22 protein-coding genes are annotated in these 26,973 nt (G+C 73.3%); 12 read left to right on the forward strand and 10 right to left on the reverse strand.

The window, feature by feature from the left end:
• The first annotated feature begins 68 nt into the window (after window positions 1-68).
• The 11 genes from nuoH (at window position 69) to ACH5AR_RS29665 (ending at window position 13,932) form a co-directional block, all read left to right on the forward strand.
• Window positions 69-1,424, forward strand: a complete 1,356-nt coding sequence (nuoH, locus tag ACH5AR_RS29615; RefSeq protein ID WP_396304595.1) for an NADH-quinone oxidoreductase subunit NuoH — start codon at window positions 69-71, stop codon at window positions 1,422-1,424.
• Window positions 1,425-1,430: 6 nt separating this feature from the next.
• The gene (gene nuoI, locus ACH5AR_RS29620) at window positions 1,431-2,039 is read left to right on the forward strand and encodes an NADH-quinone oxidoreductase subunit NuoI (RefSeq protein ID WP_396304596.1); all 609 of its coding nucleotides are present in this window, start codon (window positions 1,431-1,433) and stop codon (window positions 2,037-2,039) included.
• Window positions 2,039-3,001: an NADH-quinone oxidoreductase subunit J gene (locus ACH5AR_RS29625; RefSeq protein ID WP_396304622.1), complete on the forward strand. Its 963-nt coding sequence runs from the start codon at window positions 2,039-2,041 to the stop codon at window positions 2,999-3,001. The genes nuoI and ACH5AR_RS29625 overlap by 1 nt, the downstream gene beginning before the upstream one ends.
• On the forward strand, window positions 2,998-3,297 hold the full coding sequence (nuoK, locus tag ACH5AR_RS29630) for an NADH-quinone oxidoreductase subunit NuoK (RefSeq protein ID WP_049652557.1): 300 nt from the start codon (window positions 2,998-3,000) through the stop codon (window positions 3,295-3,297). The genes ACH5AR_RS29625 and nuoK overlap by 4 nt, the downstream gene beginning before the upstream one ends.
• Window positions 3,298-3,310: 13 nt before the next feature.
• Window positions 3,311-5,206: an NADH-quinone oxidoreductase subunit L gene (gene nuoL, locus ACH5AR_RS29635; protein WP_396304597.1), complete on the forward strand. Its 1,896-nt coding sequence runs from the start codon at window positions 3,311-3,313 to the stop codon at window positions 5,204-5,206.
• A 34-nt stretch (window positions 5,207-5,240) separates the two neighbouring features.
• Window positions 5,241-6,860 carry an NADH-quinone oxidoreductase subunit M gene (locus ACH5AR_RS29640; protein ID WP_396304598.1) on the forward strand — a complete coding sequence of 540 codons (1,620 nt, stop codon included), beginning with the start codon at window positions 5,241-5,243 and terminating at the stop codon, window positions 6,858-6,860.
• Window positions 6,857-8,494, forward strand: coding sequence for an NADH-quinone oxidoreductase subunit NuoN (gene nuoN, locus ACH5AR_RS29645; protein ID WP_396304599.1), 1,638 nt, complete (start codon window positions 6,857-6,859; stop codon window positions 8,492-8,494). The genes ACH5AR_RS29640 and nuoN overlap by 4 nt, the downstream gene beginning before the upstream one ends.
• A gap of 308 nt (window positions 8,495-8,802) precedes the next feature.
• Entirely contained in the window at window positions 8,803-9,813 is a 1,011-nt protein-coding gene (locus tag ACH5AR_RS29650; RefSeq protein WP_396304600.1) for a polyprenyl synthetase family protein, read from the forward strand.
• A 113-nt stretch (window positions 9,814-9,926) separates the two neighbouring features.
• Complete coding sequence (locus ACH5AR_RS29655) at window positions 9,927-10,589, forward strand: LuxR C-terminal-related transcriptional regulator (protein ID WP_396304601.1); 663 nt, start codon at window positions 9,927-9,929, stop codon at window positions 10,587-10,589.
• A gap of 296 nt (window positions 10,590-10,885) precedes the next feature.
• Window positions 10,886-12,880 (forward strand): 2-oxoacid:acceptor oxidoreductase subunit alpha, encoded by a 1,995-nt coding sequence (locus tag ACH5AR_RS29660; RefSeq protein WP_396304602.1) that lies wholly within the window; start codon window positions 10,886-10,888, stop codon window positions 12,878-12,880.
• A complete protein-coding gene (locus ACH5AR_RS29665) occupies window positions 12,877-13,932 on the forward strand; it encodes a 2-oxoacid:ferredoxin oxidoreductase subunit beta (protein WP_396304603.1) in 1,056 nt (351 codons plus the stop codon). The genes ACH5AR_RS29660 and ACH5AR_RS29665 overlap by 4 nt, the downstream gene beginning before the upstream one ends.
• Before the next feature lie 64 nt (window positions 13,933-13,996).
• On the opposite strand, the gene ACH5AR_RS29670 is transcribed toward ACH5AR_RS29665, so the two are convergent.
• The 9 genes from ACH5AR_RS29670 to ACH5AR_RS29710 all read right to left on the reverse strand — a co-directional run bounded on the left by ACH5AR_RS29670 (window position 13,997) and on the right by ACH5AR_RS29710 (window position 24,320).
• Window positions 13,997-14,377, reverse strand: coding sequence for a VOC family protein (locus tag ACH5AR_RS29670; protein ID WP_396304604.1), 381 nt, complete (start codon window positions 14,375-14,377; stop codon window positions 13,997-13,999).
• Window positions 14,378-14,557: 180 nt separating this feature from the next.
• The gene (locus ACH5AR_RS29675) at window positions 14,558-16,186 is read right to left on the reverse strand and encodes an LCP family protein (RefSeq protein ID WP_396304605.1); all 1,629 of its coding nucleotides are present in this window, start codon (window positions 16,184-16,186) and stop codon (window positions 14,558-14,560) included.
• Window positions 16,179-16,562, reverse strand: coding sequence for a DUF6542 domain-containing protein (locus ACH5AR_RS29680; RefSeq protein ID WP_396304606.1), 384 nt, complete (start codon window positions 16,560-16,562; stop codon window positions 16,179-16,181). The genes ACH5AR_RS29675 and ACH5AR_RS29680 overlap by 8 nt, the downstream gene beginning before the upstream one ends.
• Window positions 16,563-17,011: 449 nt before the next feature.
• Window positions 17,012-17,716, reverse strand: a complete 705-nt coding sequence (locus ACH5AR_RS29685) for a hypothetical protein (RefSeq protein WP_396304607.1) — start codon at window positions 17,714-17,716, stop codon at window positions 17,012-17,014.
• 277 nt (window positions 17,717-17,993) lie between these two features.
• Complete coding sequence (locus ACH5AR_RS29690) at window positions 17,994-18,782, reverse strand: GNAT family N-acetyltransferase (RefSeq protein ID WP_396304608.1); 789 nt, start codon at window positions 18,780-18,782, stop codon at window positions 17,994-17,996.
• A 94-nt stretch (window positions 18,783-18,876) separates the two neighbouring features.
• Window positions 18,877-19,449: an RICIN domain-containing protein gene (locus tag ACH5AR_RS29695; RefSeq protein WP_396304609.1), complete on the reverse strand. Its 573-nt coding sequence runs from the start codon at window positions 19,447-19,449 to the stop codon at window positions 18,877-18,879.
• 37 nt (window positions 19,450-19,486) lie between these two features.
• Window positions 19,487-20,338: a peptidoglycan-binding protein gene (locus ACH5AR_RS29700; protein ID WP_396304610.1), complete on the reverse strand. Its 852-nt coding sequence runs from the start codon at window positions 20,336-20,338 to the stop codon at window positions 19,487-19,489.
• A gap of 42 nt (window positions 20,339-20,380) precedes the next feature.
• The gene (locus ACH5AR_RS29705) at window positions 20,381-21,274 is read right to left on the reverse strand and encodes a CAP domain-containing protein (RefSeq protein WP_396304611.1); all 894 of its coding nucleotides are present in this window, start codon (window positions 21,272-21,274) and stop codon (window positions 20,381-20,383) included.
• A 133-nt stretch (window positions 21,275-21,407) separates the two neighbouring features.
• The gene (locus tag ACH5AR_RS29710) at window positions 21,408-24,320 is read right to left on the reverse strand and encodes an AfsR/SARP family transcriptional regulator (protein ID WP_396304612.1); all 2,913 of its coding nucleotides are present in this window, start codon (window positions 24,318-24,320) and stop codon (window positions 21,408-21,410) included.
• A 131-nt stretch (window positions 24,321-24,451) separates the two neighbouring features.
• Between ACH5AR_RS29710 and ACH5AR_RS29715 the strand changes: the two genes are divergently transcribed.
• Window positions 24,452-25,894, forward strand: coding sequence for a BTAD domain-containing putative transcriptional regulator (locus ACH5AR_RS29715; RefSeq protein ID WP_396304613.1), 1,443 nt, complete (start codon window positions 24,452-24,454; stop codon window positions 25,892-25,894).
• A gap of 16 nt (window positions 25,895-25,910) precedes the next feature.
• Here ACH5AR_RS29715 and ACH5AR_RS29720 read toward each other — a convergent pair whose 3' ends face one another.
• Window positions 25,911-26,411, reverse strand: coding sequence for a hypothetical protein (locus tag ACH5AR_RS29720; RefSeq protein WP_396304614.1), 501 nt, complete (start codon window positions 26,409-26,411; stop codon window positions 25,911-25,913).
• Window positions 26,412-26,973 lie beyond the last annotated feature (562 nt).

Here is a 26,973-nt window from a genome sequence, read left to right on the forward strand (position 1 = left end):
GAGCCCGCAGCCGCCCAGGACCGGACCGGCGCGGCCGCCGGGCGGGCGGCGGCCGAAGGGGAGGACCGATGACTGGGCAGCCGTACGAGACGCTCCACTTCTTCGGGCAGGACCCGTGGTGGCTGGTGCTGCTGAAGGCGGTGTTCTGCTTCGCCTTCCTGGTCCTGACGGTGCTGGTCGCGATCGTCTGGGAGCGCAAGGTGGTGGCCTGGATGCAGCTGCGCATCGGGCCCAACCGGCACGGCCCGTGGGGCCTGCTGCAGTCGCTGGCCGACGGCGTGAAGCTGGCGCTCAAGGAAGACCTGGTGGTCAAGGGCTCGGACAAGGTGGTCTACATCCTGGCCCCGATCGTCTGCGCCATCCCCGCGTTCATGGCCTTCGCGGTGATCCCCTTCGGCCCGCCCGGCAACGAGGTGTCGGTCTTCGGCACCCGCACGCCGCTCCAGCTGACCGACTTCCCGGTCGCCCTGCTGTACGTCCTGGCGACGGCCTCGGTGGGCATCTACGGCATCGTGCTGGCGGGCTGGTCCTCGGGTTCGACGTACCCGCTGCTGGGCGGACTGCGCTCGTCCGCGCAGATGATCAGCTACGAGATCGCGATGGGCCTGTCCTTCGCGGCGGTGTTCATCTACTCGGGCTCGATGTCGACCTCGGAGATCGTGGCGCACCAGCAGCCGACCTGGTTCGCGGCGCTGCTGCCGGTGTCGTTCATCGTCTACATCATCGCGATGGTCGGGGAGACCAACCGGGCGCCGTTCGACCTGCCGGAGGCCGAGGGCGAGCTGGTCGGCGGCTTCAACACCGAGTACTCCTCGCTGAAGTTCGCGATGTTCATGCTGGCCGAGTACGTGAACATGGTGACGGTCTCGGCGGTGGCCTCGACCCTCTTCCTGGGCGGCTGGCGGGCCCCGTGGCCGGTGTCGACCTTCTGGGAGGGCGCCAACCACGGCTGGTGGCCGATGCTGTGGATCACGCTGAAGATCCAGCTGCTGCTGTTCTTCTTCATCTGGCTGCGCGGCACGCTGCCCCGGCTCCGCTACGACCAGTTCATGAAGCTGGGCTGGAAGGTGCTGATCCCGGTCTCGCTGGTGTGGCTGGTGCTGATCGCGAGCGTGCGGGCCCTGCGCAACGAGGGCTACGGCTTCGGCCAGGTGGTGCTGTACGTGGGCGCCCCGGTCGGGGCGGTGCTGCTGGTGGCGCTGGTGCGGGACTTCCTGCGCAAGGAGCCGGAGCCCGAGGCGGTCCCGCCCGGTGGCGGCGCCTCCCGGGCCGAGGCCGGCGGCGGGTTCGACCCGATGGCGGGCGGCTACCCCGTCCCGCCGCTGCCCGGTCAGACGCTCCCGCCGGTTCCGCGCCGGCCCAGCCGGGCCCCGAAACAACTCCAGGACGCCCTCAACGGGGCCGACCATTCCGAAGGGAGCTGAACCGACATGTCCGACCAGTCCGATCGTACGGGCCGCGGCGAGCGGGCCGACCGCCCGTCGATCCTCGGCCCGGCCGCCGGCTTCGGCGTGACCTTCAAGGCCATGTTCAAGAAGCGGCTCACCGAGCAGTACCCGGAGCAGAAGAAGCCCACCGCTCCGCGCTTCCACGGCCGCCACCAGCTGAACCGGCACCCGGACGGCCTGGAGAAGTGCGTCGGCTGCGAGCTGTGCGCGTGGGCCTGCCCGGCCGACGCGATCTACGTGGAGGGCGCGGACAACCGGGACGAGGAGCGCTACTCCCCGGGCGAGCGCTACGGCGCGGTGTACCAGATCAACTACGCCCGCTGCATCCTGTGCGGGCTGTGCATCGAGGCCTGCCCGACCAGGGCGCTGACCATGACCAACGAGTACGAGCTGGCCGACTCCTCCCGGCGGGACCTCATCTTCACCAAGGAGCAGCTGCTGGTGGGCCTGTCCGAGGGCATGGTCGACACCCCGCACGCGATCTTCCCTGGCACCGACGAGGGCGCGTACTACCGGGGCGAGATCACCGCCGCCGCGCCGGGCACGGTCCGGCAGGAGCGCACCGACCGGGAGAAGGAGGTGCAGCAGTGATCGCGGAGCTGGCGGAAGCGGCGACCGGGACGACCTCGACGGGCGAGGCCGTCCAGTTCTGGGTGCTCGCGGTGGTCGCGGTCGGCGGCGCGCTCGGCATGGTGCTGATGCGCAAGGCCGTGCACAGCGCGCTCTGCCTGGCGGCCACCATGCTGGCGCTGGCGGTCTGTTACATGGCCCAGGGCGCGGTGTTCCTGGGCGTGGTACAGATCGTGGTCTACACCGGCGCGATCATGATGCTGTTCCTGTTCGTGGTGATGCTGGTCGGCGTCACCAGCGAGGACTCCCTGAAGGAGCACCTGAAGGGCCAGCGGTTCGCCGCGGCGCTCTGCGGGCTGGGCTTCGGCGTACTGCTGATCGCCGGGATCGCCAACGCGCGGCTGAACCACTTCACCGGGCTGTCCGAGGCGAACGCCGAGGGGAACGTGCCGGGCCTGGCCCGGCTGATCTTCACCCGCTACGTGTGGGCCTTCGAGGTCACCGGCGCGCTGCTGATCACGGCGGCGATCGGCGCGATGGTGCTGACGCACCGGGAGCACGTGACGGCGCCGAAGACGCAGCGCGAGCTGGCGGCGCAGCGGATCAGGGACAACATCCAGGTGCCGCCGCTGCCGGCGCCGGGCGTGTACGCGCGGCACAACGCGGTGGACGTCCCGGGGCTGCTGCCGGACGGCACGGTCGCCGAGGACTCGGTGATGGCGACGCTGCGCGAGCGCGGCCAGGTCCGGGACGTCAGCCAGGCGATGCTCCGGCGGATGGCGGAGCTGGAGAACTCCACGGCCGACTGGCTGGGCCGGCCGTCCTCGCAGCGCCCGCCGGTGGCGTCCCCGCGCAAGTCGCTGGAGCCGGTGCCGGCGAACGGCGAGCGGGTGCCGGTGAACGGCGAGCGGGTGCCCGCCAACGGCGGCCCGGTGCCGGCGAACGACGTGAACCACCCGGCCGGCGAGGAGGGCGCGGAGTGAACCCGGTCAACTACCTCTACCTGTCGGCGCTGTTGTTCACCATCGGCGCGGCCGGGGTGCTCGTGCGGCGCAACGCGATCGTGCTGTTCATGTGCGTGGAGCTGATGCTGAACGCCTCGAACCTCGCCCTGGTGACCTTCTCCCGGCTGCACGGGACCCTGGACGGCCAGATCATCGCGTTCTTCACGATGGTGGTCGCGGCGGCCGAGGTCGTGGTCGGCCTCGCCATCATCGTCTCCATCTTCCGGACCAGGCACTCCGCTTCGGTCGACGACAGCAACCTGATGAAGCTGTAGGCGGAGGGCCTCGGTGAACTCTCTCATTCCGCTGCTGGTGGCGGCCCCACTGGCCGGTGCCGCCCTGCTGCTGCTCGGCGGCCGGGCGCTGGACCGGTACGGCCACTGGCTGGCCACCGCCCTCGCGGCGCTCTCGTTCGGCTTCGGCCTGGCGCTGTTCTCGGACATGCTCGGCCGGGACGCCGAGCACCGGGCCGTCACCCGGCACCTGTTCAGCTGGATCCCGGTGAACGGCTTCCAGGCCGACGTCTCCTTCCGGCTCGACCAGCTGTCGATGACCTTCGTCCTGCTGATCACCGGTGTCGGCACGCTGATCCACCTCTACTCGGTCGGCTACATGGCGCACGACGAGCGCCGGCGCCGCTTCTTCGCGTACCTCAACCTCTTCCTGGCCGCCATGCTGCTGCTGGTGGTCGCGGACAACTACCTGCTGCTGTACTTCGGCTGGGAGGGCGTGGGCCTGGCCTCGTACCTCCTGATCGGCTTCTGGCAGCACAAGCCGAGCGCGGCGACGGCGGCGAAGAAGGCCTTCATCGTCAACCGGGTCGGCGACGTGGGCCTGTCCGTCGCGATCATGCTGATGTTCGCCGAGTTCGGCTCCTTCGCCTTCGACCCGGTCTTCGGCGGGGCGCACCAGGCGAGCGAGGGCAAGCTGACGGCGATCGGGCTGATGCTGCTGCTGGCGGCCTGCGGCAAGTCGGCGCAGGTGCCGCTGCAGTCCTGGCTCGGGGACGCGATGGAGGGCCCGACCCCGGTCTCGGCGCTGATCCACGCGGCCACCATGGTGACCGCGGGCGTCTACCTGATCACCCGTTCCTCGGCCGTCTTCGACCTGGCGCCGGACGCGCAGACCGCCGTGGTGGTGGTCGGCGCGGTCACGCTGCTGTTCGGTGCGGTCGTCGGTTGCGCCAAGGACGACATCAAGAAGGCGCTGGCCGGCTCGACCATGTCGCAGATCGGCTACATGGTGCTGGCGGCCGGGCTCGGCCCGATCGGCTACGCCTTCGCGATCATGCACCTGGTGACCCACGGCTTCTTCAAGGCCGGGCTGTTCCTCGGCGCCGGGTCGGTCATGCACGGCATGGACGACGAGGTGAACATGCGCCACTACGGCGGCCTGCGGAAGTACATGCCGGTCACCTTCGTCACCTTCGGCCTCGGCTACCTGGCGATCATCGGCTTCCCGGGCCTGTCCGGCTTCTTCTCCAAGGACAAGATCATCGAGGCGGCCTTCGCCAAGGGCGGCACCGAGGGCTGGGTCCTGGGGCTGTGCGCGCTGGTCGGCGCGGCGGTCACCGCGTTCTACATGACCCGGGTGATGGTGCTGACCTTCTTCGGCGAGAAGCGCTGGCGGACGGACGAGGCCGGCAACGCCCCGCACCCGCACGAGTCGCCCGCGACGATGACCGTCCCGATGGTCCTGCTGGCCTTCGGCTCGGTCTTCGCGGGCGGGCTGTTCGCCTTCAACGACTCCTTCCTGAAGTGGCTGGAGCCGGTCACCGGGCACGACGAGGGCAGCTCCCCGCTCGCCCCGCTGACGGTCACCCTGCTGACCACGGCCTGCATGCTGGCCGGGGTCGGCCTGGCGTACCTGATGTACGGGCGCTCGCCGGTCCCGGTGGTGCCCCCGGTCGGCTCCCCGCTCACCCGGGCCGCCCGCCGCGACCTGCTGCAGGACGACTTCAACCACGCGGTGCTGGTGCGGCCGGGCTCGGCGCTCGCCGCCGCGCTGGTCTTCTTCGACAGCCGCGGCCTGGACGGCGTGGTCAACGGCCTGGCCGCCGCGATCGGCGGGCTCTCCGGCCGGCTGCGGCGGGTCCAGAACGGCTTCGTCCGCTCGTACGCGCTCTCCATGTTCGGCGGCACGCTGGTGCTGGTCGCCACGACTCTCCTGATGAGGTCCACGTGATGACTCGTCCTGATATCCGTTGGGGGGAGCGGGCATGAGCGTCCTTCTGACCGCCACCTGCGCCGTCCCGGCGGCCGGCGCGGTGCTGACGGCCGCGCTGCCCGCCGGGGCCTCCGAGAGCCGGCGCAGGACCACCAAGGCCGTCGCGCTGGGCGCCTCGGCCGTCACCCTGGTGCTGGCCGCGGTGGTGGCGACGCGGTTCGACCCGCACGGCGCCCGCTTCCAGCTGAACGAGTCGTACAGCTGGATCCGCTCCTTCGGCATCACCTTCTCGCTCGGCGTGGACGGCATCGGCGCCGTGCTGGCCCTGCTCACCGCGGTGCTCGTACCGCTGGTGATCCTCGCCTCCTGGCACGACGCCGACCCGGCGCCGGCCGGGCCCGACGGCACCTTCGAGAACAAGCGCCGCACCCAGGCCTTCTTCGCCCTGATCCTGGCGGTGGAGGCGATGGTGGTCGTCTCCTTCTACGCCACCGACGTCTTCGTGTTCTACGTGTTCTTCGAAGCCATGCTGATCCCGATGTACTTCCTGATCGGGGGCTTCGGGGACCGCGCGGGCGGCCCGGAGTCGGCGCGCCAGCGCTCGTACGCGGCCGTGAAGTTCCTGCTCTACAACCTGCTCGGCGGCCTGGTGATGCTGGCCGCCGTGATCGGCCTGTACGTGATCGCGCAGGACCAGGGCTTCGGCACCTTCGACCTGCCGACGCTGACCTCGGCGATCGCCGACGGCCGGCTCCAGCTGAGCGGCACCGCGGAGAAGGCGCTCTTCCTGGGCTTCTTCTTCGCCTTCGCGGTGAAGGCCCCGCTGTGGCCGCTGCACACCTGGCTGCCGAACGCGATGGGCGAGTCCACCGCCGGGACGGCGGTGCTGATCACCGCCGTGGTGGACAAGGTCGGCACCTTCGCGATGCTGCGCTTCTGCCTCGGGCTGTTCCCGAACGCCTCGAAGACCTTCGCCCCGGCGATCCTGGTGCTCGCCCTGGTCGGGATCGTCTACGGCGCGCTGCTGGCGGTCGGCCAGAAGGACATCAAGCGCCTGGTGGCGTACGCGTCGATCTCGCACTTCGGCTTCATCATCATGGGCGTCTTCGCCCTGACCAGCCAGGGGCAGAGCGGTGCGACCCTGTACATGGTCAACCACGGACTCTCCACGGCGGCGTGGATGCTGGTGGCCGGCTTCCTGATCTCCCGTCGCGGCTCGCGGCTGATCGCCGACTACGGCGGTGTGCAGAAGGTCGCCCCGGTGCTCGCCGGGACGTTCCTGATCGGCAGCCTGGCCACCCTGTCGCTGCCCGGGCTCGCCCCGTTCGTCAGCGAGTTCCTGGTCCTGGTGGGCACCTTCACCCGGTACCCGGCGATCGGCGTGGTGGCCACCTTCGGCATCGTGCTGGCCGCGCTGTACGCCCTGCTGCTGTACCAGCGCACCATGACCGGCCCGGTGCGGGACAGGGTGCGCACGATGCCGGACCTCAAGGCCCGCGAACTCGCCGTGGTCGGCCCGCTGGTGGCGCTGACCATCCTGCTCGGCGTCTACCCCAAGCCGCTCACCGACCTGGTAGACCCCGCGGTGAACGCGACGCTCTCGCAGGTCCACCAGACCGATCCGGCACCGGCCCACCCGGTCGCCGCCACCCCAGGAGGTGAGCAGAAGTGAGCCCCACCGCCGTGCTCGCCGCCGCGGGCGGCAACACCCCCAGCATCCCGGCGCCGCACATCGAGTACGGACAGCTCTCCCCGATGCTCGTGGTGTTCGCGGCCGCCGTGGCCGGTGTCCTGGTCGAGGCCTTCGTGCCCCGCCGCTACCGGCACTGGACGCAGGTGACGCTGGCCCTGGGCGGGCTGGTCGGCGCCTTCGTCGCCGTGGTGGTGCTGGCCGTGCAGAGCCACGGCTTCACCAGGATCGACCTGCTGGCCATGGAGACCGTCGCGATGGACGGCCCGGCGCTGTTCCTCCAGGGCGTGATCCTGCTGGCCTCCGTGGTCGCGGTGCTCACCTACGCCGAGCGGCGGCTGGAGCCCAGGGCCGGCGGCCTGCCCGCCGACGCCTTCGCCGCCCAGGCCGCCGCCACCCCCGGCGGCGAGCAGGAGCGGGCCGCGGTCCGGGCCGGCTTCGCCACCAGCGAGGTCTTCCCGCTCACCATGTTCGCGGTCGGCGGCATGCTGCTGTTCCCCGCCGCCAACGACCTGCTGACCATGTTCGTGGCGCTGGAGGTCTTCTCGCTGCCGCTGTACCTGCTGTGCGCGCTGGCCCGGCGCCGCCGACTGCTCTCCCAGGAGGCGGCGGTCAAGTACTTCCTGCTCGGTGCCTTCGCCTCGGCGTTCTTCCTGTTCGGCACCGCGCTGCTGTACGGCTACGCGGGCAGCGTGCGGCTCGGCGACATCGGGGACGTCATCTCCGGCAAGGCGATGACCACCCCGGCGCAGCTGAGCACCACCCAGAGCGACGCGCTGGTGCTGACCGGGCTGGCGATGCTGGCGGTCGGCCTGCTGTTCAAGGTCGCCGCGGTGCCCTTCCACTCCTGGACGCCGGACGTCTACCAGGGCGCGCCGACCCCGGTGACCGGCTTCATGGCGGCGGCCACCAAGGTCGCGGCCTTCGGGGCCTTCCTGCGGCTGTTCTACGTGGCCTTCCCCGGCCTGCGGCTGGACTGGCGGCCGGTGATGTGGGGCGTGGCGGTCCTGACCATGGTCGTCGGCGCGGTGCTCGCGGTCACCCAGCAGGACGTCAAGCGCCTGCTGGCGTACTCCTCGATCGCGCACGCCGGGTTCATCCTGACCGGCGTGATCGCCGTCAACAAGCAGGGCATCTCCTCGGTGCTGTTCTACCTGCTGGCGTACTCCTTCGTGACGCTCGGTGCCTTCGCGGTGGTGACGCTGGTGCGCGACTCCAAGGGGGAGGCGACCCACCTGTCCAGCTGGGCCGGGCTCGGGCGGCGCTCGCCGCTGGTCGCGGCGGTGTTCGCGCTCTTCCTGCTGGCCTTCGCCGGGATCCCGCTGACCTCCGGGTTCACCGGGAAGTTCGCGGTGTTCCAGGCCGCGGCCAGCGGCGGGGCGACCCCGCTGGTGGTCGTCGGCGTGCTGAGCTCGGCGGTCGCCGCGTTCTTCTACATCCGGGTCATCGTGCTGATGTTCTTCTCGGACCCGCAGCCGGGCGGCCCCACGGTGGTGATCCCGAGCGCCTTCACGGCCACCGCGATCGGGGTGGGGGTGCTGGTCACCCTCGGGCTGGGACTGCTGCCGCAGTACTTCCTGGACCTCGCCTCCAAGGCCTCGCTGTTCGTGCGCTGACCTCGGCGTCCACCGCTCCCGACCAGGGCCCCGTCCGGGCCGCGCCCAGTCCGCGCGGCCCGGACGGGCCTTTGTCGGAGCCGGGGCCGGGAGTTTCCGGAACTCTCCGACCCGTGTTTCCAGCCGAATTCGCCCCCACCGCCGGCCGGCCCGCGAAGCCGCCCTGACCAGGGCATCAGGCCCGATCATGACAGGATCCGCACGCCCGTGCAGTGATCCACTCGCGACCGGATACCCTGCCTGTATGGCCAGCGGCGGCACTCAGGGACCAGGCCGCTAGATCGACCAGGGACAGAGGAGTGGTCTTCGTGACCGTCGTGGAACCCTTCGGGCTCAGCGTGCAGGACCGCGACCTGACCCGCGACGTCCAGGCCGGACTGGACGCGGTGGAGGCGGCGCTGGGCGAGGTCGTCAAGAGCGACGTCCCCTTCATCAACGTCACCGCCAGCCACCTCCTCGAAGCCGGCGGCAAGCGCTTCCGCCCGCTGCTCCTGCTGCTGGCCGCGCAGTTCGGCGACCCGGGGGCGCCCGGCGTGGTGCCCGCGGCCGTGGTGGTCGAGCTGACCCACCTGGCCACCCTGTACCACGACGACGTGATGGACGAGGCGCCGGTGCGCCGGGGCGCCCCGAGCGCCAACTCCCGCTGGGACAACTCGGTCGCCATCCTGACCGGCGACTTCCTGTTCTCCCGCGCCTCCCGGGTGCTCGCGGACCTCGGCACGGAGGCCGTGCGGATGCAGGCCGAGGCCTTCGAGCGGCTGGTCACCGGGCAGATCCTGGAGACCCGCGGCCCCGGCCCGGACATGGACCCGCTGCTGCACTACCTGGACGTCCTGGAGGGCAAGACCGGCTCGCTGATCGCCGTCTCCTGCCGGATAGGAGCGCTGATGGCCGGCGTCGAGCGCGAGCTGGTGGACGTCCTCGGCGAGTTCGGCGAGCGGATCGGCATCGCCTTCCAGCTGGCCGACGACGTGCTCGACATCGCCAGCGACGGCCACGAGTCGGGCAAGACCCCGGGCACCGACCTGCGCGAGGGCGTGCCGACCCTGCCGACCCTGCTGCTCCGGCAGATGCCCGCGGACCCGGACGACCCGGACGACGCCCGGCTGCGCGAACTGCTCGACCAGGACCTCTCCGACGACGCCCTGCACGCCGAGGCGCTGCGCCTGCTGCGCGCCCACCCCGCGCTGGAGCGCGCCCGCGCCGAGACCCTGCGCCGGGCCGAGGAGGCGCGGGCGCTGCTCGCGCCGCTGCCGGACTGCTCCGCGAAGGCCGCCCTGGCGCTCCTCTGCGACCAGGTGGCGGACCGCACCGGCTGAGCCCGGCGGAGCCGTGCGGGCCGGGCCGGCGGTGGCCGGGCCCGGCACTCCGGCGCGCCCCCGGGATGGGGGAGACTGGCTCCCGTCAGCACACGCCTGCCGGGAAGGTCGTTATGCGCCGCGTCGTCATCGCCGAGGACTCCGTACTGCTGCGGGAGGGACTCACCCGGCTGCTCACCGACCGGGGCCTGGAGGTCGTCGCAGGGGTCGGGGACGGCGAGGCCCTGGTGAAGACCGTCCACGACCTGGCGGCGGCCGACGCCCTGCCGGACGTGGTGGTCTCCGACGTGCGGATGCCCCCGACCCACACCGACGAGGGCCTGCGCGCCTGCGTGGAGCTGCGGGGCCGGTACCCGGGGCTGGGCGTGCTGGTGCTGTCGCAGTTCGTGGAGGAGCGCTACGCCTCGGAGCTGCTGGCCGGCTCCACCCGCGGCGTCGGCTACCTGCTCAAGGACCGGGTCGCCGAGGTGCGCGAGTTCGCCGACGCGGTGGTCCGGGTCGCCGAGGGCGGCACCGCGCTGGACCCGGAGGTGGTGCAGCAGCTCCTCAGCCGCAGCCGCAAGGGCGACGTTCTGGCCAATCTCACGCCGCGCGAGCGCGAGGTGCTCGGGCTGATGGCCGAGGGCCGCACCAACGCGGCGGTGGCCAGGCAGCTGGTGGTCTCCGACGGCGCGGTGGAGAAGCACGTCAGCAACATCTTCCTCAAGCTGGGTCTGGCCCAGAGCCCGGAGGACCACCGCCGGGTGCTCGCGGTGCTCACCTACCTCAATTCCTGACGCCCTCCGGAAACTCCTGACGCCCTCCGGACCGGCGCGCCGGCCCCCGGGGCACACGCCCCGGGGGCGCATCTCGGCCATGTGCCCGGGAGGGCCTGCGCCCGCCCGGCCGAGCCGGAATGATCTCGGGCGGGCGGGCGTTGACGTTCACGTGCGGTGGGGCCGCGGGCCGGTGAAATTCCTGCCGTGGTTCCGGCCGCCGTCGTGTCGCCCCGCATAGGATGCGAGAGGTGCACCAGGCGGACGGGGCACGGGGCCGCGCCCGCGGTGGTGCGCCCACGAGGAGGTCCGCGGCAGTGACCAGTCAGGTCGATCAGTCAGAGGCAGTGGACGGCCCGGACGGCGACGAGGCCGACGCCGGGGGCGGCGACGCGCGCGCGGGCACGGCGGCGGCCGGACCACCCGCCCCGGGCGACCCTCCGGTGAAGCCGGGCAAGCCGATCCGCAGACTCGATCGGGTGATCATCCGCTTCGCCGGCGACTCCGGCGACGGCATGCAGCTCACCGGTGACCGGTTCACCTCGGAGACGGCGTCCTTCGGCAACGACCTGTCGACGCTGCCGAACTTCCCGGCCGAGATCCGGGCGCCCGCCGGCACCCTGCCCGGCGTCTCCTCCTTCCAGCTGCACTTCGCCGACCACGACATCCTGACCCCGGGCGACGCCCCGAACGTGCTGGTCGCGATGAACCCGGCCGCGCTGAAGGCGAACCTCCCGGACCTGCCGCGCGGCGCCGAGATCATCGTCAACACCGACGAGTTCACCAAGCGGGCGCTGGCCAAGGTCGGCTACCCGGCGGACCCGCTGAGCGACGGCTCGCTGGACGGCTTCCACCTGCACAGGGTGCCGCTGACCACGCTGACCCTGGAGGCGCTCAAGGACAGCGGCCTGGCCCGCAAGGACGCCGAGCGGGCGAAGAACATGTTCGCCCTGGGCCTGCTGTCCTGGATGTACCACCGGCCCACGCACGGGACGGAGTCGTTCCTGCGCACCAAGTTCGCGAAGAAGCCGCAGATCGCCGAGGCGAACATCAGCGCCTTCCGGGCGGGCTGGAACTTCGGCGAGACCACGGAGTCCTTCGCCGTCTCCTACGAGGTGCCGCCGGCCCGGCTCCCGGCCGGACGCTACCGCAACATCTCCGGCAACCTCGCGCTGTCCTACGGGCTGATCGCGGCCGCGCAGCGCTCCGGCCTCCCGCTGTACCTGGGCTCGTACCCGATCACCCCGGCCTCGGACATCCTGCACGAGCTGAGCCGGCACAAGAACTTCGGGGTGCGCACCTTCCAGGCGGAGGACGAGATCGCGGGCATCGGTGCGGCGCTCGGCGCGGCCTTCGGCGGAGCGCTCGGGGTGACCACCACCTCCGGCCCCGGCGTCGCCCTGAAGTCCGAGACGATCGGTCTGGCCGTCTCGCTCGAACTGCCGCTGCTGGTCGTGGACATCCAGCGCGGCGGCCCGTCCACCGGGCTGCCGACCAAGACCGAGCAGGCCGACCTGCTCCAGGCGATGTTCGGCCGCAACGGCGAGGCGCCGGTGCCGATCGTCGCCCCGGCCACGCCCGCCGAGTGCTTCGACGCGGCGCTGGAGGCGGCCCGGATCGCCGTCACCTACCGCACCCCGGTGTTCCTGCTCTCGGACGGCTACCTGGCCAACGGCTCGGAGCCCTGGCGGATCCCCGAGGTGGACGAACTGCCGGAGATCGACCCGTCGTTCGCCACCGGTCCGAACCGCGAGGACGGCGCCTTCTGGCCGTACCTGCGCGATCCGCGGACCCTGGCCAGGCCCTGGGCGCTGCCCGGCACGCCCGGGCTGGAGCACCGGATCGGCGGCATCGAGAAGCAGGACGGTAGCGGCAACATCTCCTACGACCCGGCCAACCACGACTTCATGGTCCGCACCCGGCAGGCCAAGGTCGACGGCATCACGGTGAAGCCGGTCGAGGTGGACGACCCGACCGGCGACGCCCGGGTGCTGGTGCTCGGCTGGGGCTCGACCTACGGGCCGATCACCGCCGCGGTGCGCCGGGTGCGCGCGGACGGCGGCGAGGTCGCCCAGGCGCACCTGCGCAACCTCAACCCGTTCCCGGCCAACCTGGGCTCGGTGCTGCGGAGTTACGAGAAGGTCATCGTGCCCGAGATGAACCTCGGGCAGCTGGCCCTGCTGCTGCGGGCGAAGTACCTGGTGGACGCCGAGTCCTACAACCAGGTGCGCGGACTGCCCTTCAAGGCGGCCCAGTTGGCGGACGTGCTGTGGGCGGCGGTCGGCAGCCTGGACGAGGAGGACCACCGGTGAGCGAGAACGGATTCCCGTCCCTGCGGCTGGTGCCCAAGGCCGAGGGCCCGCAGAGCGCCCGGGACTTCAAGACCGACCAGGAGGTGCGCTGGTGCCCGGGCTGCGGGGACTACGCGATCCTGGCGGCGGTGCAGTCCTTCATGCCGGAGCTGGGCGTCAGGCGCGAGAACACCGTGTTCGTCTCCGGCATCGGCTGCTCCTCGCGCTTCCCGTACTACATGAACACCTACGGGGTGCACTCGATCCACGGCCGGGCGCCGGCGATCGCGACCGGGCTGGCCACCGCCCGCCGGGACCTGAGCGTCTGGGTGGTGACCGGGGACGGCGACGCGCTGTCGATCGGCGGCAACCATCTGATCCACGCCCTGCGGCGGAACGTCAACCTGAAGATCCTGTTGTTCAACAACCGTATCTACGGCCTCACCAAGGGCCAGTACTCGCCCACCAGCGAGATCGGCAAGATCACCACGTCCACCCCGATGGGCTCGCTGGACGCGCCGTTCAACCCGCTGTCGCTGGCGATCGGTGCCGAGGCCAGTTTCGTCGCCCGCACCATCGACTCGGACCGCCAGCACCTCCAGTCGGTGCTCCGGGCGGCCGCCGAGCACGAGGGCACGGCGCTGGTGGAGATCTACCAGAACTGCAACATCTTCAACGACGGCGCCTTCGAGGTGCTGAAGGATGCCGGTAGCCGGGACGAGGCGCTGATCCGGCTGGAGCACGGGAAGCCCGTCCGCTTCGGTGCCGAGCTGGCGAACGGCGTCTTCCGGGGGCCGGACGGCGAGCTGTTCACCGCCCCCGTCACGGCGGAGAACGCGGCGGACGTCCTGGTCCACGACGCCCATGCGGCCGGCCCCGCCACCGCCTTCGCGCTCTCCCGGATCGCCGACGCGGACACCCTGCACCACACGCCGATCGGCGTGCTGCGCAGCGTCCGGCGGCCGGTCTACGACGAGCTGATGGCGGGCCAGCTGGAGACGGCCGCCGCCCAGCGCGGCCCGGGGGACCTCGCCGCGCTGCTCGCCGGCGGCGACACCTGGACGGTGGACTGACCGCCCGGCGCGACGACCACGGCGCCCCCGCTCCCGGCCGGGAGCGGGGGCGCCGTGCTGTCCGCTACTGGCGGACCCACTCGACCAGCTCGACCACCACCCCGTTCGGGTCGGCGACCTGGAAGAGCTTCTCGCCCCACGGTTCCTCGCGCAGGGGCAGGGTGACGGCGACCCCCTCCGCGCGCAGCCGCCGCTCCTCGGCGGCGGCGTCCTCGACGACGAACGCCAGGATCACGCCGTCCGCGAGGCGGTGGCGCTGGTCCTCGGGCAGGATGTCGAGCCCGCGTCGCAGGTAGACGACGTTGACCCCGCCGCCGGGGTGTGCGAGGGAGACGAAGCCGTCGGCGGACATCTCCTCGGTGTAGCCGAAGTGCCGCTGGAGGAAGGCGGCGGAGGCGCTGACGTCCTCGACGGTCAGGGAGACGGCGGACTTGGTGATCTGCAAGGCGGAGACCCTCTCGTCGGCAGCGCACGGTTATCCCGTACGCAGTACACTATACATAGTACGGAGAATCTGGCCAAGGATTTCCGCGGGCCCGCCCGCCGGTGCGGGCGGTGGAGCGGGGAACCGCCGAGGGCGGCACCCCGGGCGGGGTGCCGCCCTCGGCGGTCGGTGCGGGGCGCGTCAGTAGACGCAGGGGATGCCGCCGTCGGACTGGGCGTCGACGGCCGGGCCCTGCATGGGCAGGTTGGCGGCCGGGTCGGTCGGGGCGCCGGTCGGGGCGGCGGGCTGGTCGGTGGCGACGCCGGTGAAGGTGGTGCCGAGGGTGACGACGACGCGGTCGGCGGCGGTGGCGGCGGACTCCGTGGCGGTCACCCCGTAGCGGGCCGCGACCTGCTCGGCGGCCGCCTTGGCGCCCTTGCCGTAGCTGACCGTGGTGGTCCTGGGGCGGGTGGCGGCCGGCCCGGTGCGGCCCTCCTTGAAGCCGAGGCCGGCCAGCGCCTTCGCCTCCCCGGCGGAGGTGACCCCGGTGGCGGAGGAGGCGTTGAAGACGTCCACGGTGACGGTCGCGGTGGCGGCCGGGGGCGTGGTGACGGCCGGCGGGGCGGCGGGGGCCTGGGCGGCGGGTGCGGCGGAGGCGGCGGCCGGGTCGGCCTGGGCGGGCGGGGCCGCGGCGTCGGCGTAGCCGAAGAGCTGCTTGACCACCTTCTGGACCTTCGCCGGGGTCACCAGGTTGACGTCCTGGCCGTTCCTGGTGCCGAAGCCGTCGAAGGTGAGGGTGTTGAACTCGACGTTGCCGCCGGTGAGGTTGGGGGCCTGCTGGGCGAAGTCGAGGACGTTCCACTCGTTGTCGATCACCAGGTCCTTCTGCATCACCCCCATCAGCTCCTGCATCTTGGCCAGGTCGCCGAGGACGCCCTTCTGCTTGAGGTTGTGCACCACCGAGGAGATGAAGGCCTGCTGGCGGTGGGTGCGGGCGAAGTCGCCGGTGTTGCCGTCCGGGCCGTCGAGGTTGTGGCGCTGGCGGACGAAGGAGAGCGCCTGCGAGGCGTTGAGCTGGTTGACGCCCTTGTGGAAGTCGGCCCCGGAGCCCTGGCCCTCCATGGCCGGGTCCTTGGTGTCGTGGGTGAGGCAGACCTCGATCGGCTGGAGGGCCTTGGCGATGTCGTAGAAGCCCATCAGGTTGACCTCGGCGATGTGGTCGACGGGCTGGTCGAGGAACTTCTGCACGGTGCGGATGGTCGCCGCGCGGCCGATGTCCCGCCCGGCCTTCTCCAGGTCGGCGCCCTTGAGGCCCTTGGCCCGCAGGCCCGCGTCGGCCTTGTCCTTGGCCGCGCCGTAGGCCTCCTTGATCTTGGCCATGCCCATCTGGGCGCCGTTGGCGTCGTAGGTCATGACGTAGTCGTCGCGGGGGATCGAGACGGCCTGCACCTTGCCGCCGTTGGCGGGTATGTGGAGCAGGATCAGGGAGTTGGTGTTGTAGCCGCCGATGTCGGAGCTGTGGCCGGCGTGCAGTTCGTCCTGGACGAACTCGGGCGGGAGGTCGGTGCCGTCCATGTTCTTGCGGCTGTCCAGGCCGATCAGCAGCAGGTTGACCGAGTTGTCGAGGTGCTTGGGCGCGTCCTTCCTGGTCTCGGCGATGACGCCGGAGGTGGTCATCCCGTCGGTGAGCTGCTTGTACTCGTACCAGACCACCCCGCTGGCGGCGAACACCGCGAAGCCGAGGGTGCAGGCCAGCGCCCGGCCCGCGATCAGCGCGGGGGAGGGGCGGCCCGCCCGGGCGGTCCCGTCGGTTCCGGCGTTGTCAGCCATGCTGCCTCCTCCTCGCCCGGACCAGCCGGACCGCGATCACGATGACGGCCGCGGCGGCGGCCCCGGCCATCACGGGAAAGCCGTGCACCACCCACTTCGCGGCGCCGGTGGCCAGGCCCTTGCCCTGGTACCGGTCGCGGTGGGCGGCCAGCTCGACGGCGGCGGTCGATCCGAGCACCACCAGCGGGGAGGTGGCGAGCAGCCACCACCAGCCGTTGCGGCCGCTCAGCGCCGCGGCCAGGCCGGTGCCCAGCACCGCGGCGACGGCGAAGGCCGGGCCCAGCCCGGCGAGTTCGCCGACCGCGGCGCCGGCCACCGGGAGGCCGAGGGCGACGGCCACCGGCAGGGCGGGGCCGCCGGGCAGCGGGCGGCGCACGCCGCCCGCGGGTCCGTCCGCCGCCCGTCGGCGCGTCCGCTGGTCGGCCGACCGTCCTCGCTGCCCCGCCACGTCTCACCCCGGTGTTCCCGTGCTCCGTGCGCCCCGACGGCGCCCGCGCCGCGTGCCGTCCGTCGGTCCTTCGGTCCGCGGGTCCGGAAATCTGTTCGTGGCGCTGCCAGTTCCGGACGCCGGTGGCCGGTCGGCCGGTTCCTCGCGGGCCCGGGCGGTCGTAAGTCGGGGCGGCGCTTCCGTATCACCTCTACACAGGTGTAGAAGCCGTACGCAGCATAGAGCACGTCTGTTCGGCGGCGAGGGCGGGTCCGCTGTACCCGGACGAACCGCGCCGGGGGCCTGTGGGCCGGTCGATCGCCCGGGCCGCGGCGGCCCGGGGCCGAACGCGCGGGGCGGGGGCGGCACCCGGCCGCCCCCGCCCCGGATTTGGCGGGTCACTTCCAGTTGAGTCCCTTGCCGAGGGTGTACGGGTCGCCCCAGTACTCGGCGCCCGCGACCTTGGACGCCTCCGGGGACATCGCCACCGCGCAGGAGGTGGCGGACTGGCCGTTGGTGAAGCCCTTGGGCAGCGACTCGCTCTTGCACTTGGCGAAGGAGCCGATGACCATCAGCTCCTGCGCCTCGGTGCCGTCCGCCAGCAGGCCCTTCATGTGGTTGACGCTGGTGAAGGAGAGGTCGGTGCTGCCGGCGTTGGTGACCTTGTAGTGGATGTAGTACGGCACCAGGCCCTTGGCCTTGTCGCCCAGGTTGAGCGCGGCGAGGTCGGCCGGGTCGCCCTTCTCGATCGAGGTGACCGCGAGCGCGATGGTGCCCTTGGTGCTGCCCGAGCTGAACGGGATGGTGGCGGTGTCGCCGAGCTTCAGCGTCGTCCCGGCGGCCGGGGCACTGCCGGCCGGCGCGGGCGCGGCCGCGGTGCCGGATGCGCCGCCCGCCGGGGCGGAGGCCGAGCCGGAGGCGGCCGGGGTGGTGGCCGCGGCGCTCGACGGGGCGGCCTTGGTGGCCGGCGCGCCGGTCGCCGGCGGGGTCGTCGCGGTGTCGGACGACGCGGCGTCGTCGTTGCAGGCGGTCAGGGTGAGCGCGCCGACAGCGGCCAGCGAGGCCAGGGCCAGGGAGCGGCGACTGCTGCGGATGGGCTTCACGTGGGGTCCCCCGTGGTTGCGGACCACCGTCCCGGCGGTCCTCCTGAGGGACGTTCATAGCGCAGCGCGAACGATCGGGACCACGGTTGCGGTGCCTCTCTGACACGGTCGTGACGACTTCCCCGTGCGGCTGTGACAAGGGAGACCGAGTCGTGATCACCGGACGGCTCCGGGGGCGGCGGGGGCCGCCCGGCGCCGGTGCGCAGGCTGTGCGGCACCGGTGCGGGCCGGGTGGGGGCCCGGTGGACGGGTCCGTGTGCGACCGGAGGGGTCCGCGCTACCGCGCCGGGCCGAGCACCAGCTCGTTGTACGTGGCGACGGTGGTGAAGCCCAGTCGCTCGTAGAGCCGGATCGCCGGGGCGTTGTCCGTCCGGACGTTCAGGCCCAGGTGGTCGGTGGTCGCGGCCAGGTGGCGGCAGAGCGCGCTGACGCAGGCCCTGGCGAGGCCGCGGCCGCGGGCGTCTGGGTGGGTGGCCACGTTGCCGAGGAGGGCGACCCGCTGGGCGGGGGAGCGGACGTGCACCCCCGCCACGGCCAGCAGCCGGCCGTCCTCGCGGACGCCGACGTACCCGCCGTCGGCCAGCAGCCGGGGGTCGAACCAGGAGTCGGGGTAGGACTCGGCGAGCAGCGCGCGGACGGCGTCCGCGTCGCCGGGGGTCAGCTGCTCGGCGCCGTGGGGCGTTCCGGCGGGCGGCCCGTCGGTCCCGCCGGTGCGGAGCATCCGCAGCAGCGGCGTGCGGCGCTCGACCGCGTAGTCGGGCGCGAGGGCTCGCTCGGCGCCGTCCGGCAGCCCGGCGGTGAAGCGGCGCGGCAGGAAGGGGCGGAGCTCGCGCAGCAGCTCCTCCAGCGGGGGGACGTCCGCGGGCCGGGCGGAGGCGAGCAGGACGGGGGTGTCCCCGCCGCTGTAGAGCAGGGCGACCGGCCCCTGGCCGTCGGCGGCGGTGTACCAGGTGGTGTTGGGCCAGAGGGCGTCGTCCAGGTCGCCGAGCTCGAAGAGGTGCAGCGCCGGGTCGGTGCGGAACCGGGCGGCGAGCGCGGTGCGGTCGTGCAGGCTGATGAGGGGCACGCGGACGAGGATAGGCCCGGCCCGCTCCCTGTCGGGGAGCGGGCCGGGCCGGTGGTTCGCCCGCCCGGGGCCGGAGCCGGGCAGGGGTGGTTCGTCAGCCCAGCAGCCAGCGCTGGGCCGGGGCGGCGGGGTCGCAGGGGGCCACCCCGGTGGCCTGGCCGCCGCCGTTGGAGGTGAGGCACTGGCCGGTCGCCGCGCTGCGGACCAGGTACCAGCCGCGGTCCTCGTCGGTCAGCCGCCACTTCTGGTTGGCGGGCATCCTGTCGCCGGCCGGGCGGTTGAGGCCGTCCAGCCCGTCGGGGGTGTCCCAGAGGCGGACGGCGCCCGAGCCGGTGTCGAGGTCGATCACCTTGCCCTGGCCGTGCGAGAACGCGGTGGTGCCGTCGCAGTAGCGCCAGAACCACCAGGTCTGCGCGGGCGACTGGTTGGCCTCCCAGACGACGATCGGCTGGCCGTTGGCCTCGACGTCGTGGAACAGGTCGAGCGCGCCCGCTCCGGAGCCGTTGTGCACGGCCGTCAGTGCCCCGGCGGCGGGCGTCATGTCGCAGGCGCCGGCCTGCGCGGCCTGCGCGGCCTGCGCCGCCGGCGCGCCGGCCACGACCGCCCCCGCGACGGTCGCGACGGCGCCCAGCGTGGCGAGGATCCCACGGGTACGGGTGGTGTTCACGGGTGTTCTCCTTCGGATGGGTCGGACGGGCCCGGTGTCAGCCGCGCGGGACGGCGAGCGCGGCCCACTGCTTGGGGCCGGGGATGCCGTCGGCGTCCGGGCCCGAGTCGCCGAGCTTGTGCTGCCAGTTGCGGAAGGACTCGCGGTCGGCGTCGGACCACTCGGGGCCCGGGCCCTCGGCGTAGGCGGAGCAGCCCTCGGCGACGAGGCGCTCGCCCATCCGGGTGATGACGTCGCTGTTCTGGCCGTCGTGGAAGAAGTCGGCGCCGGGGAAGGGCTCGTAGCCGTCGCTGCTGCTGCCGCCGTCGCCGGCGCGGTCGGCCGGGGCGGCGTCGCCCGGGCTGTCCGCCGCGGAGGCCTCCTGCCCGAAGTAGAGCGCCCCGGGCCGGTCCTTCCACTCCGGGTCGGCGAGGACGGCGCCCTCGGCGAAGTCCGGGATGCCGTAGCCGTAGACCCAGTCCGAGCGGCGCTCGCGGGTCTTCAGGTAGACGCCGTCCCCCTCGGAGCTGCCCCCGTCGTTGGTGTTGCCCTCGACGGTGGTGATGGTGGTGCTGGTGTAGGCGATGCAGATGCCGGTGTGGCTGCCGCCGCCGGGCCCGAAGAAGACCTGGCCGCCGATCACCGGGTACTCGGTGAAGCGGCCGCGCTCCTTGAACCAGGCGACGCCCTCGGCACAGGAGGCGGTGACCGGGAACAGCCCGCCGTTGCCGGACTGCTCGGCGCACCAGGCGACGAAGGTGGCGCACCAGGCCTCGCCCTGGGACCACTCCAGGCCGGGGACGGCGGGGGAGAACTTCTGGATGTTGTTCCAGTGCCCGCCGCTGCGGCCCTCGTGGTAGCCGACCTCGTCTCGGGCGACGCGGATCAGGTCCGCCGCGTTCGAGGACATGGGTGTGTACTCCTTGTTGCTGGAAGGGTGCGGGTCGGGTGCTCAGGCCTTGCCGAAGGTCTGCACGTAGCGGCCCCAGTTGCCGCGCCGGCGGGGGGCGTAGCCGATGCCGATGCAGTTGTAGTCGGGGCTGAGGATGTTCACCCGGTGGCCCGGGCTGTTCATCCACATCTGCATCGCCTCCGGCACGCTGTTGCCCGGGGTGACGTTCTCGGCCGAGGCGCGCGAGGCGAAGCCGGCGGCCGCGATGCGGTCCCACGGGGAGCTGCCGTCGGTGCCGTTGTGCTGGGTGAGGTCGTGCGAGGCCATGTCGTCGGCGTGGCGCTGGGCGGCCGCGCTGAGCCGGTCGTCCAGGCGCACCGGCGGGGCGCCGACCCGGCCGCGCTCGGCGTTGACGGAGTTCAGCATCTCGGTGCGGAAGTCGCCGCCGCCGGCCTGCGGCTGGGGCTGGGGCTGCTGCCGGCCGCCGCCGCCGTCGGCGTTGCCCGCCGGGACGAGCTGCCAGCGCTGCGCCGGGTTGCCGTCGTCCTGCCGGGCCACGGCGAGCGGCGAGCCGGGGGCGGCGGCAGTGAGGAAGAGCATGCCCTCGTTGGTGCGGGTGGTGCGGATCCGGATCCAGTCGTTGTCGAGCGGCTCGAAGCACCAGTGCTGGTTGGGCTGGTTGTGCTCGTTGTACAGCCAGGTCTGGCCGATGGAGTAGTTGTAGTCCATGACCATGGCCTGGCCGCCGACGTGCTTGCCGGTGGTCAGCAGGGTCTCCAGGAGGAAGCTGCCGTTCTCCTTGGCCCAGAAGGTCCAGCCCTGGGCGGTGGTGCCGTTGGAGGCCCAGGACTGGATGGCGGTGCCGGCGGCGGTCTGGCTGGAGCGGACGTCGGCGACCGTTCCGTTGGCGGACTTCAGCGTCCAGGTCTGGCCGTGCTGCGGGAGGGTGGGCATGGTGGCGCCTCTCGTCTGTGGTGTCGCTCCGGGCCGCGCTCTCGGCGGTCCGGGGCCTGACGGAGGAGACGTTTCCGCACGGCGGTAGACGAGTGGTCAACGCGCTCAGCCCGTACGGCTGTTGATGCCGCGTCTACCGCGCCAGTTCCGCCCTGACCTGCGCGGACTCCTCCGCGAGCCCCAGCCGCTCGTACACCTCCAGCGCGTCCGTCAGACAGGCCCGGGCCTGGCTCGGGCGGCCGAGGCCGGCGAGCGCCGTGCCGAGGGTGTGCAGCAGGGCGGCCTCCAGGGCGGCGCTGGTGCGGCGGGCGAGCGGGAGGACGGCCTCGGCGGCGTCGAGGGCGAGCAGCCAGCGCCCGGCCTCGGCGTGGATACGTGCGGCGAGGTCGCCGGCGGCGGCCGCGAAGACGGTGACCTGGAGGGCGGAGAACTCGTCGCGGGCGCCGACGGCGTGGGTGAGCGCCTCCTCCGGGTCGCCGCACAGCCGCAGCACCCGGGCGAGGTAGTAGCGGCCGGTGGCCGCGGAGACCGGGCCGGAGCGGCTCATCAGCCGGGCGCTGCGCTCGGCGGCCGCCCGGGCCTCGTCGAGCCGGCCGGTCCGGGCACAGCTGAAGGCGAACTCGCCGAGCGCGCTGCCCTCGGAGCGGGCGGCCTGCAGGCGGCGGAACAGCCCGGCGGCGCGGCCGGCGTGGTCGGCGGCCTCGGCGTAGCGGCCGTGGACGCGGGCGTTGCCGCCGAGGGTGAGCAGGGCCTTGGCGAGCACCCGGTCGGTGCCGGCGGTGGTGCAGACGTCGACGGCCCGGCGGACCTCCTGCGCGGACTCGGCGTAGCGGTTGACGTGCCAGAGCATGCTGCCGCGCACGTACCGGGCGAGGGCGAGCGGGCCGAGGTCGCCGCGGGCCTCGGCCTCGGCGGCGAGGCGTTCGGCGAGGTCGGCGATGACGGTGGTCTGGGTGCGTTCGGCGAGCACCGAGCTCATCCGGTCGGCGAGTTCGGCGGCGCGGTCCAGCGGCAGGGCCGGGTCGGCGCAGCTCAGGGTGATGACGGCGGCGTGCACCTCGGCCTGCTCGCGCATCCAGCGCACGGCCTCGGTGCCGTCCGGGACGGGCCGGCCGGGGTGGGCCACGGGGACGTCGAGCAGGCTGAGCTCGGCCGGGTCGGGCCTGCGGGCGGCGAGGTCGGCGTTGCGGGCGGTGGCGAGGCAGAAGTCGAGCAGCCGCCCGGTGGCCGCGGTGCGTTCGGCGGCGCCGTCCTCGGCGGCGAGCCGGGTGCGGGCGTAGGCGCGGACGAGGTCGTGGTAGCCGTACCGGCCGAAGCGCGGGGAGTGCAGGAGGTTGAGGTCGACGAGGGTCTCCAGCAGTTCGTCGGTCTCGGTCTCGCTGCGGTCGAGCAGGGCGGCGGCGCAGGGCAGCGGGATGTCGGGGGCGTCGGGCAGCGACAGCAGCCGGAAGGCGCGGGCCAGTTCGACGTCCAGGCGGTGGTAGGAGAGCGCGAAGCTGGCCTCCACCGTCCGCTCGCCGTCGTTGAGTTCGGCCAGCCGGTGCTCCCGGCGCAGGCCTTCGGCGAGGGCGGCCAGGGTGAGCGCCGGGTCGGCGGTGAGCCGGGAGGCGACGATGCGGACGGCGAGCGGCAGCAGCCCGCAGGCCCGGACGACCTCCTCGGCGGCCGCGGGTTCGGCGGCGACGCGCTCGGCGCCGACGATCCGGGTGAGCAGCTCCAGCGCCTGCCCGGCCGGCAGGGTGTCCAGGCGCAGCTGGTGCGCGCCGGACAGGCCGGTCAGCCGGTGGCGGCTGGTGACGAGCACGGCGCAGCCGGGGGAGCCGGGCAGCAGCGGTTCGACGTGGGCGGGGGTGGCCGCGTTGTCGAGGACGACCAGGACGCGGCGCCCGGCCAGCGCTGAGCGGTAGAGCGCGCTGCGCTCCCCGGTGTCCGGGGGGATCTCGCCCGGGGCGACGCCGAGGTCGCGCAGGAAGCCGGCGAGTACCGTGCCGGGGTCGGGCGGGGTGCGGTCGGCGCCGCGCAGGTCGGCGAAGAGCTGCCCGTCGGGGAAGCGGTCGCGGGCCCGGCGGGCCGCGTGCACGGCGAGGGTGGTCTTGCCGACGCCGCCCATGCCGTCCAGGGCGGAGACCACGACGGCCCGCCCGCCGGCGCCGGCGAGGCGGTCGGTGAGGGCCGCGACCTCCTCGGTGCGTCCGGTGAAGTCGGGCAGGCCGGAGGGCAGTTGGTCGGGCGCCCGCCAGGGCTCGGCGGCGGGCTCGGCGGCGGCGGTCGCGGGCAGCAGGGCGGCGTCCTCGCGCAGGATGCGCAGCTGAAGCTCGGCGGGCGCTTCCGCCCCGGGGGGCAGCGAGGCGCGGGCGTCCTCGTACACGGCGAGCGCCTCGGCCTTGCGGCCCGCCTGGTAGAGGGCGCGCATCAGGACGGTGGTGAGCCGGGGGCGGCCGGGCTGCTCCAGGGCGAGGGCGGCGATCGCCGCGGTGAGGTCGGGGCGGTCGCCGAGATCGGCGTCCAGCTCCAGCTCCGTCTCCTTGGCGGAGATCCGCTGCTCGGTGAGGCGGGCGCGGACGGCGTCGGCGTGCGGTCCGGGCAGCCCGGCCAGCGCCTCGCCGACCCACAGCCGGTGGGCGCGGCGCAGCACCTCCCGCACCTCCTGCGGCGGCGCCGCCGACTCGCGCAGCCGTCCGGCCTCGGCCAGCAGCGCCTCCCACTCGGCGGTGTCCAGCTCGGCGCCGGGCGCCCGGAACGCGTAGCCGTCGCCGACGCGGACCAGCGGCATCCGCTCCGGGTCCGCCCCGGCGTACGGCCGGAACGCGGTGCGCAGCCGGGAGACGGCGAGTTGGACGGCCTTGCGCGGATCGGCCGGCGCGGCACCGCCCCACACCCCCTCGACCACGACCGGGACGGACACCGGGCGCCCGGCGGCGGCCAGCAGCACGGCGAGCACGGCCCGCTGCTGCGGTCGGCCCAGTTCCAACTCCCGTTCGCCGTACCAGGCCCGCAGCGGTCCCAGCAGTCCGAACCGCAGCCCGGATCCCCCCACGTCACCCATGTCCCGTCCCCGAAGAGTCGTTCTGTGCCGGGATCCCGCCAGTTCCGTCCGGACGGCGGGGCCCCCATACCCCGGCGGCCTATGCTCTGTCACAGATTGTGCACCGGATCGAGGGCTGCGAGGGGTGGGCCGTGGGGCTCGTTTTCAGCCTGCTGGGGCCGCTGCGGGCCCGGCAGGACGGTCGTGAGCTCGACCTCGGCCGGCCGCAGCAGCGGGCCGTGCTGGCGGCCCTGCTGATTCCGCCGGGGCAGCTGGTGCCGACGGATCGCCTGGTCGAGGACCTGTGGGGGGCGGACGACAGCCGCTGGCCGAAGGATCCGGTCGGGCAGATCGGCACCCATGTCCACCGCCTGCGGCGCGCCCTGGACGAGCCGGGGCTGCTGGTCGGGGCGGCCGGCGGCTACCGGCTGGAGGTGCCGCGCACCACGGTGGACCTCTTCCGCTACGAGGCCGAGGTGGCGGAGGCCGTCGCGCTGCGTCACCGCGATCCGCTCCGGGCGCGCGAGTCGCTGGCGCGTGCGCTGGACTCCTGGGAGGGGCAGCGGGCACTGGACGGCGTGCCCGGGGCGTTCGCGGCACGGGTCCGGGAGCGGCTGGCCGCCGGGCGGTTCGCGGCGGTGAAGACGCTGCTCGGCCTGGACCTCTCGCTCGGCCGGCACGCCGAGGCGCTGGAGCCGCTGGCCGCCCTGGCCGCCGAGCAGCCGCAGGACGAGGAGCTGCACCGGCTGCACCTGCTGGCGCTGCACCGCTGCGGACGGACGGCGGAGGCGCTGGCGGGGTACGAGGCGCTGCGGGAGCGGCTGGACGGGGAGCTCGGGCTCGAACCGGCGCCGGCGCTGGTCGAGCTGGCCGAGCAGCTCCGGCGCGGCGGGGCCCCGGTGGCGCTGCGGCGGCTGCCGAGGCCGAGCCAGCTGCCGCCGGACATCCCCGACCTGGTCGGGCGGGCCGGGCAGGTGCGGGAGGCGGAGCGGGTGCTGCGGGCCGGCGGGACGCCGGTCCTGGGGCTGTCCGGTCCGGCGGGCTGCGGTGCGTCGGCGCTGGCGGTGCACGTGGCGCACGCCGTCCAGGACGCCTTTCCGGACGGCCGGCTGTACGCCGCCGGCGGTGAGGCCGGAGTGGTGCTGGCCGGCTTCCTGCGGGCCCTGGGGGAGCGGCTGAGCCCCTCGGCCGGTCTTGACGAGCTCTCCGCGCGCTACCGCGCCGTGCTGGCCGGGCGCCGGGTGCTGGTGCTGCTCGACGGGGTGGCCGAGCCGGGAGCTCTACTGCCCCCGGTGGCCGGCTGCGCGGCGGTGGTGGCCGGCGCCGAGCCGGGTGCGCTGCCCGACGGCGCCGTACGGCTGGCGGTGGGACCGCTGGAGCCGCACGACGCCTACGAGCTGCTGGCCCGGATCGCCGGCGCGGACCGGGTCCGCCGGGAGCCGGAGGCGGTGGCCGAGGTGGCCGCGCTCTGCGGCCACCTGCCGGTCCTGCTGCGGACGGCGGCGGAGCGGCTCGCCGCCCGTCCGCAGTGGTCGGTGGCCGACCTGGTGCGCTGGCTCGCCCTGCGGGGGGACGGGCTGGGCCGGGCCCGGTGACGGGCCGGGGCCGGGCTCAGTACAGGTCGGAGGAGAAGAAGACCGCGCCGGAGCCGGAGACGGGGCCGGAGGTGGAGGAGTGGGGCAGACGGGGGATGCCGCTGCCCTCCCAGTAGACGCCCGAGGTGCCGGCGGCGGTGACGGTCAGCTTGGCGTGCGGGTGGCCGTAGGTGCCGGAGGACCAGCAGGCGCCGCCGTTGGCGGAGTAGACGACGAAGTTGCCGTCGACCTGCATGACGGCCTTGTAGCCGCAGCCGACGGTGTTGCTGGCCATCTTGACCTGGGTCCCGTACTGGTAGACGACGAAGTTGCCGTCGGGCTGCATGATCATCCGGGTGGAGCCGGACTCGATGTACCAGCCCGGGTAGAGCGGCTCGTCGTCCCAGATCGAGACGTGGTCGATCTGCCGCTCGACGGCCGCCTGCGCCGTACCGGTCGAGGCCACGGTCCCGGCCACGGCGAGCGCGGTGGTGGCAGCGGCCGGGGCGATCTGCCGGAGGGCCTTCGCCGTCTTCATGTCCCCGTGTACGTCGTCGTTCTCTCGTGCGTCCGTGGGCCACCGGGTCCTCGGGGCGCTGTCGGGGCACGAGCTTGGCGGAGGGCGGTAGACAAACGATGAACGCCGCCGTTGACGGGTACAGGACGCCTGGGGCATTTGGCGTGGGCCCGCAGGAGGGGTAGTGTCTCCTAGTCGCCTGACAGGGAGCACCGGACACGCAGCCGCGCGGACGGTCCCGGGGCGGCCAATCCCTTGAAACACCACTTCCGGTTAGGGCCGGGCTGCTTCGTCGTTTTCGCGTCGCGGCCTGGTGCTTATTCGGCGTGCTCGTTTTATCGGATTGCGGCTGGATTCGCCTTTCGGAGCGGGGATCGGCTAGAGTTTGGAACGTCGGACGGGGCGTCAAACCCCGGAAGACACCGGCGAGTTGGGTGAACGAAGCCCCGGAAACGGAGCGGAAAACATCTGATAAGCTGGAGACACGGAAGAACGAAGCCCGGAGGGCCTGCCGGAAGGCGGCGCGAAGGAAGCGTCCGTTCCTTGAGAACTCAACAGCGTGCCAAAAGTCAACGCCAGATAT

The sequence above is a fragment of the Kitasatospora sp. NPDC018619 genome, assembly GCF_044391605.1.
In the GTDB taxonomy this organism is placed as follows: domain Bacteria; phylum Actinomycetota; class Actinomycetes; order Streptomycetales; family Streptomycetaceae; genus Kitasatospora.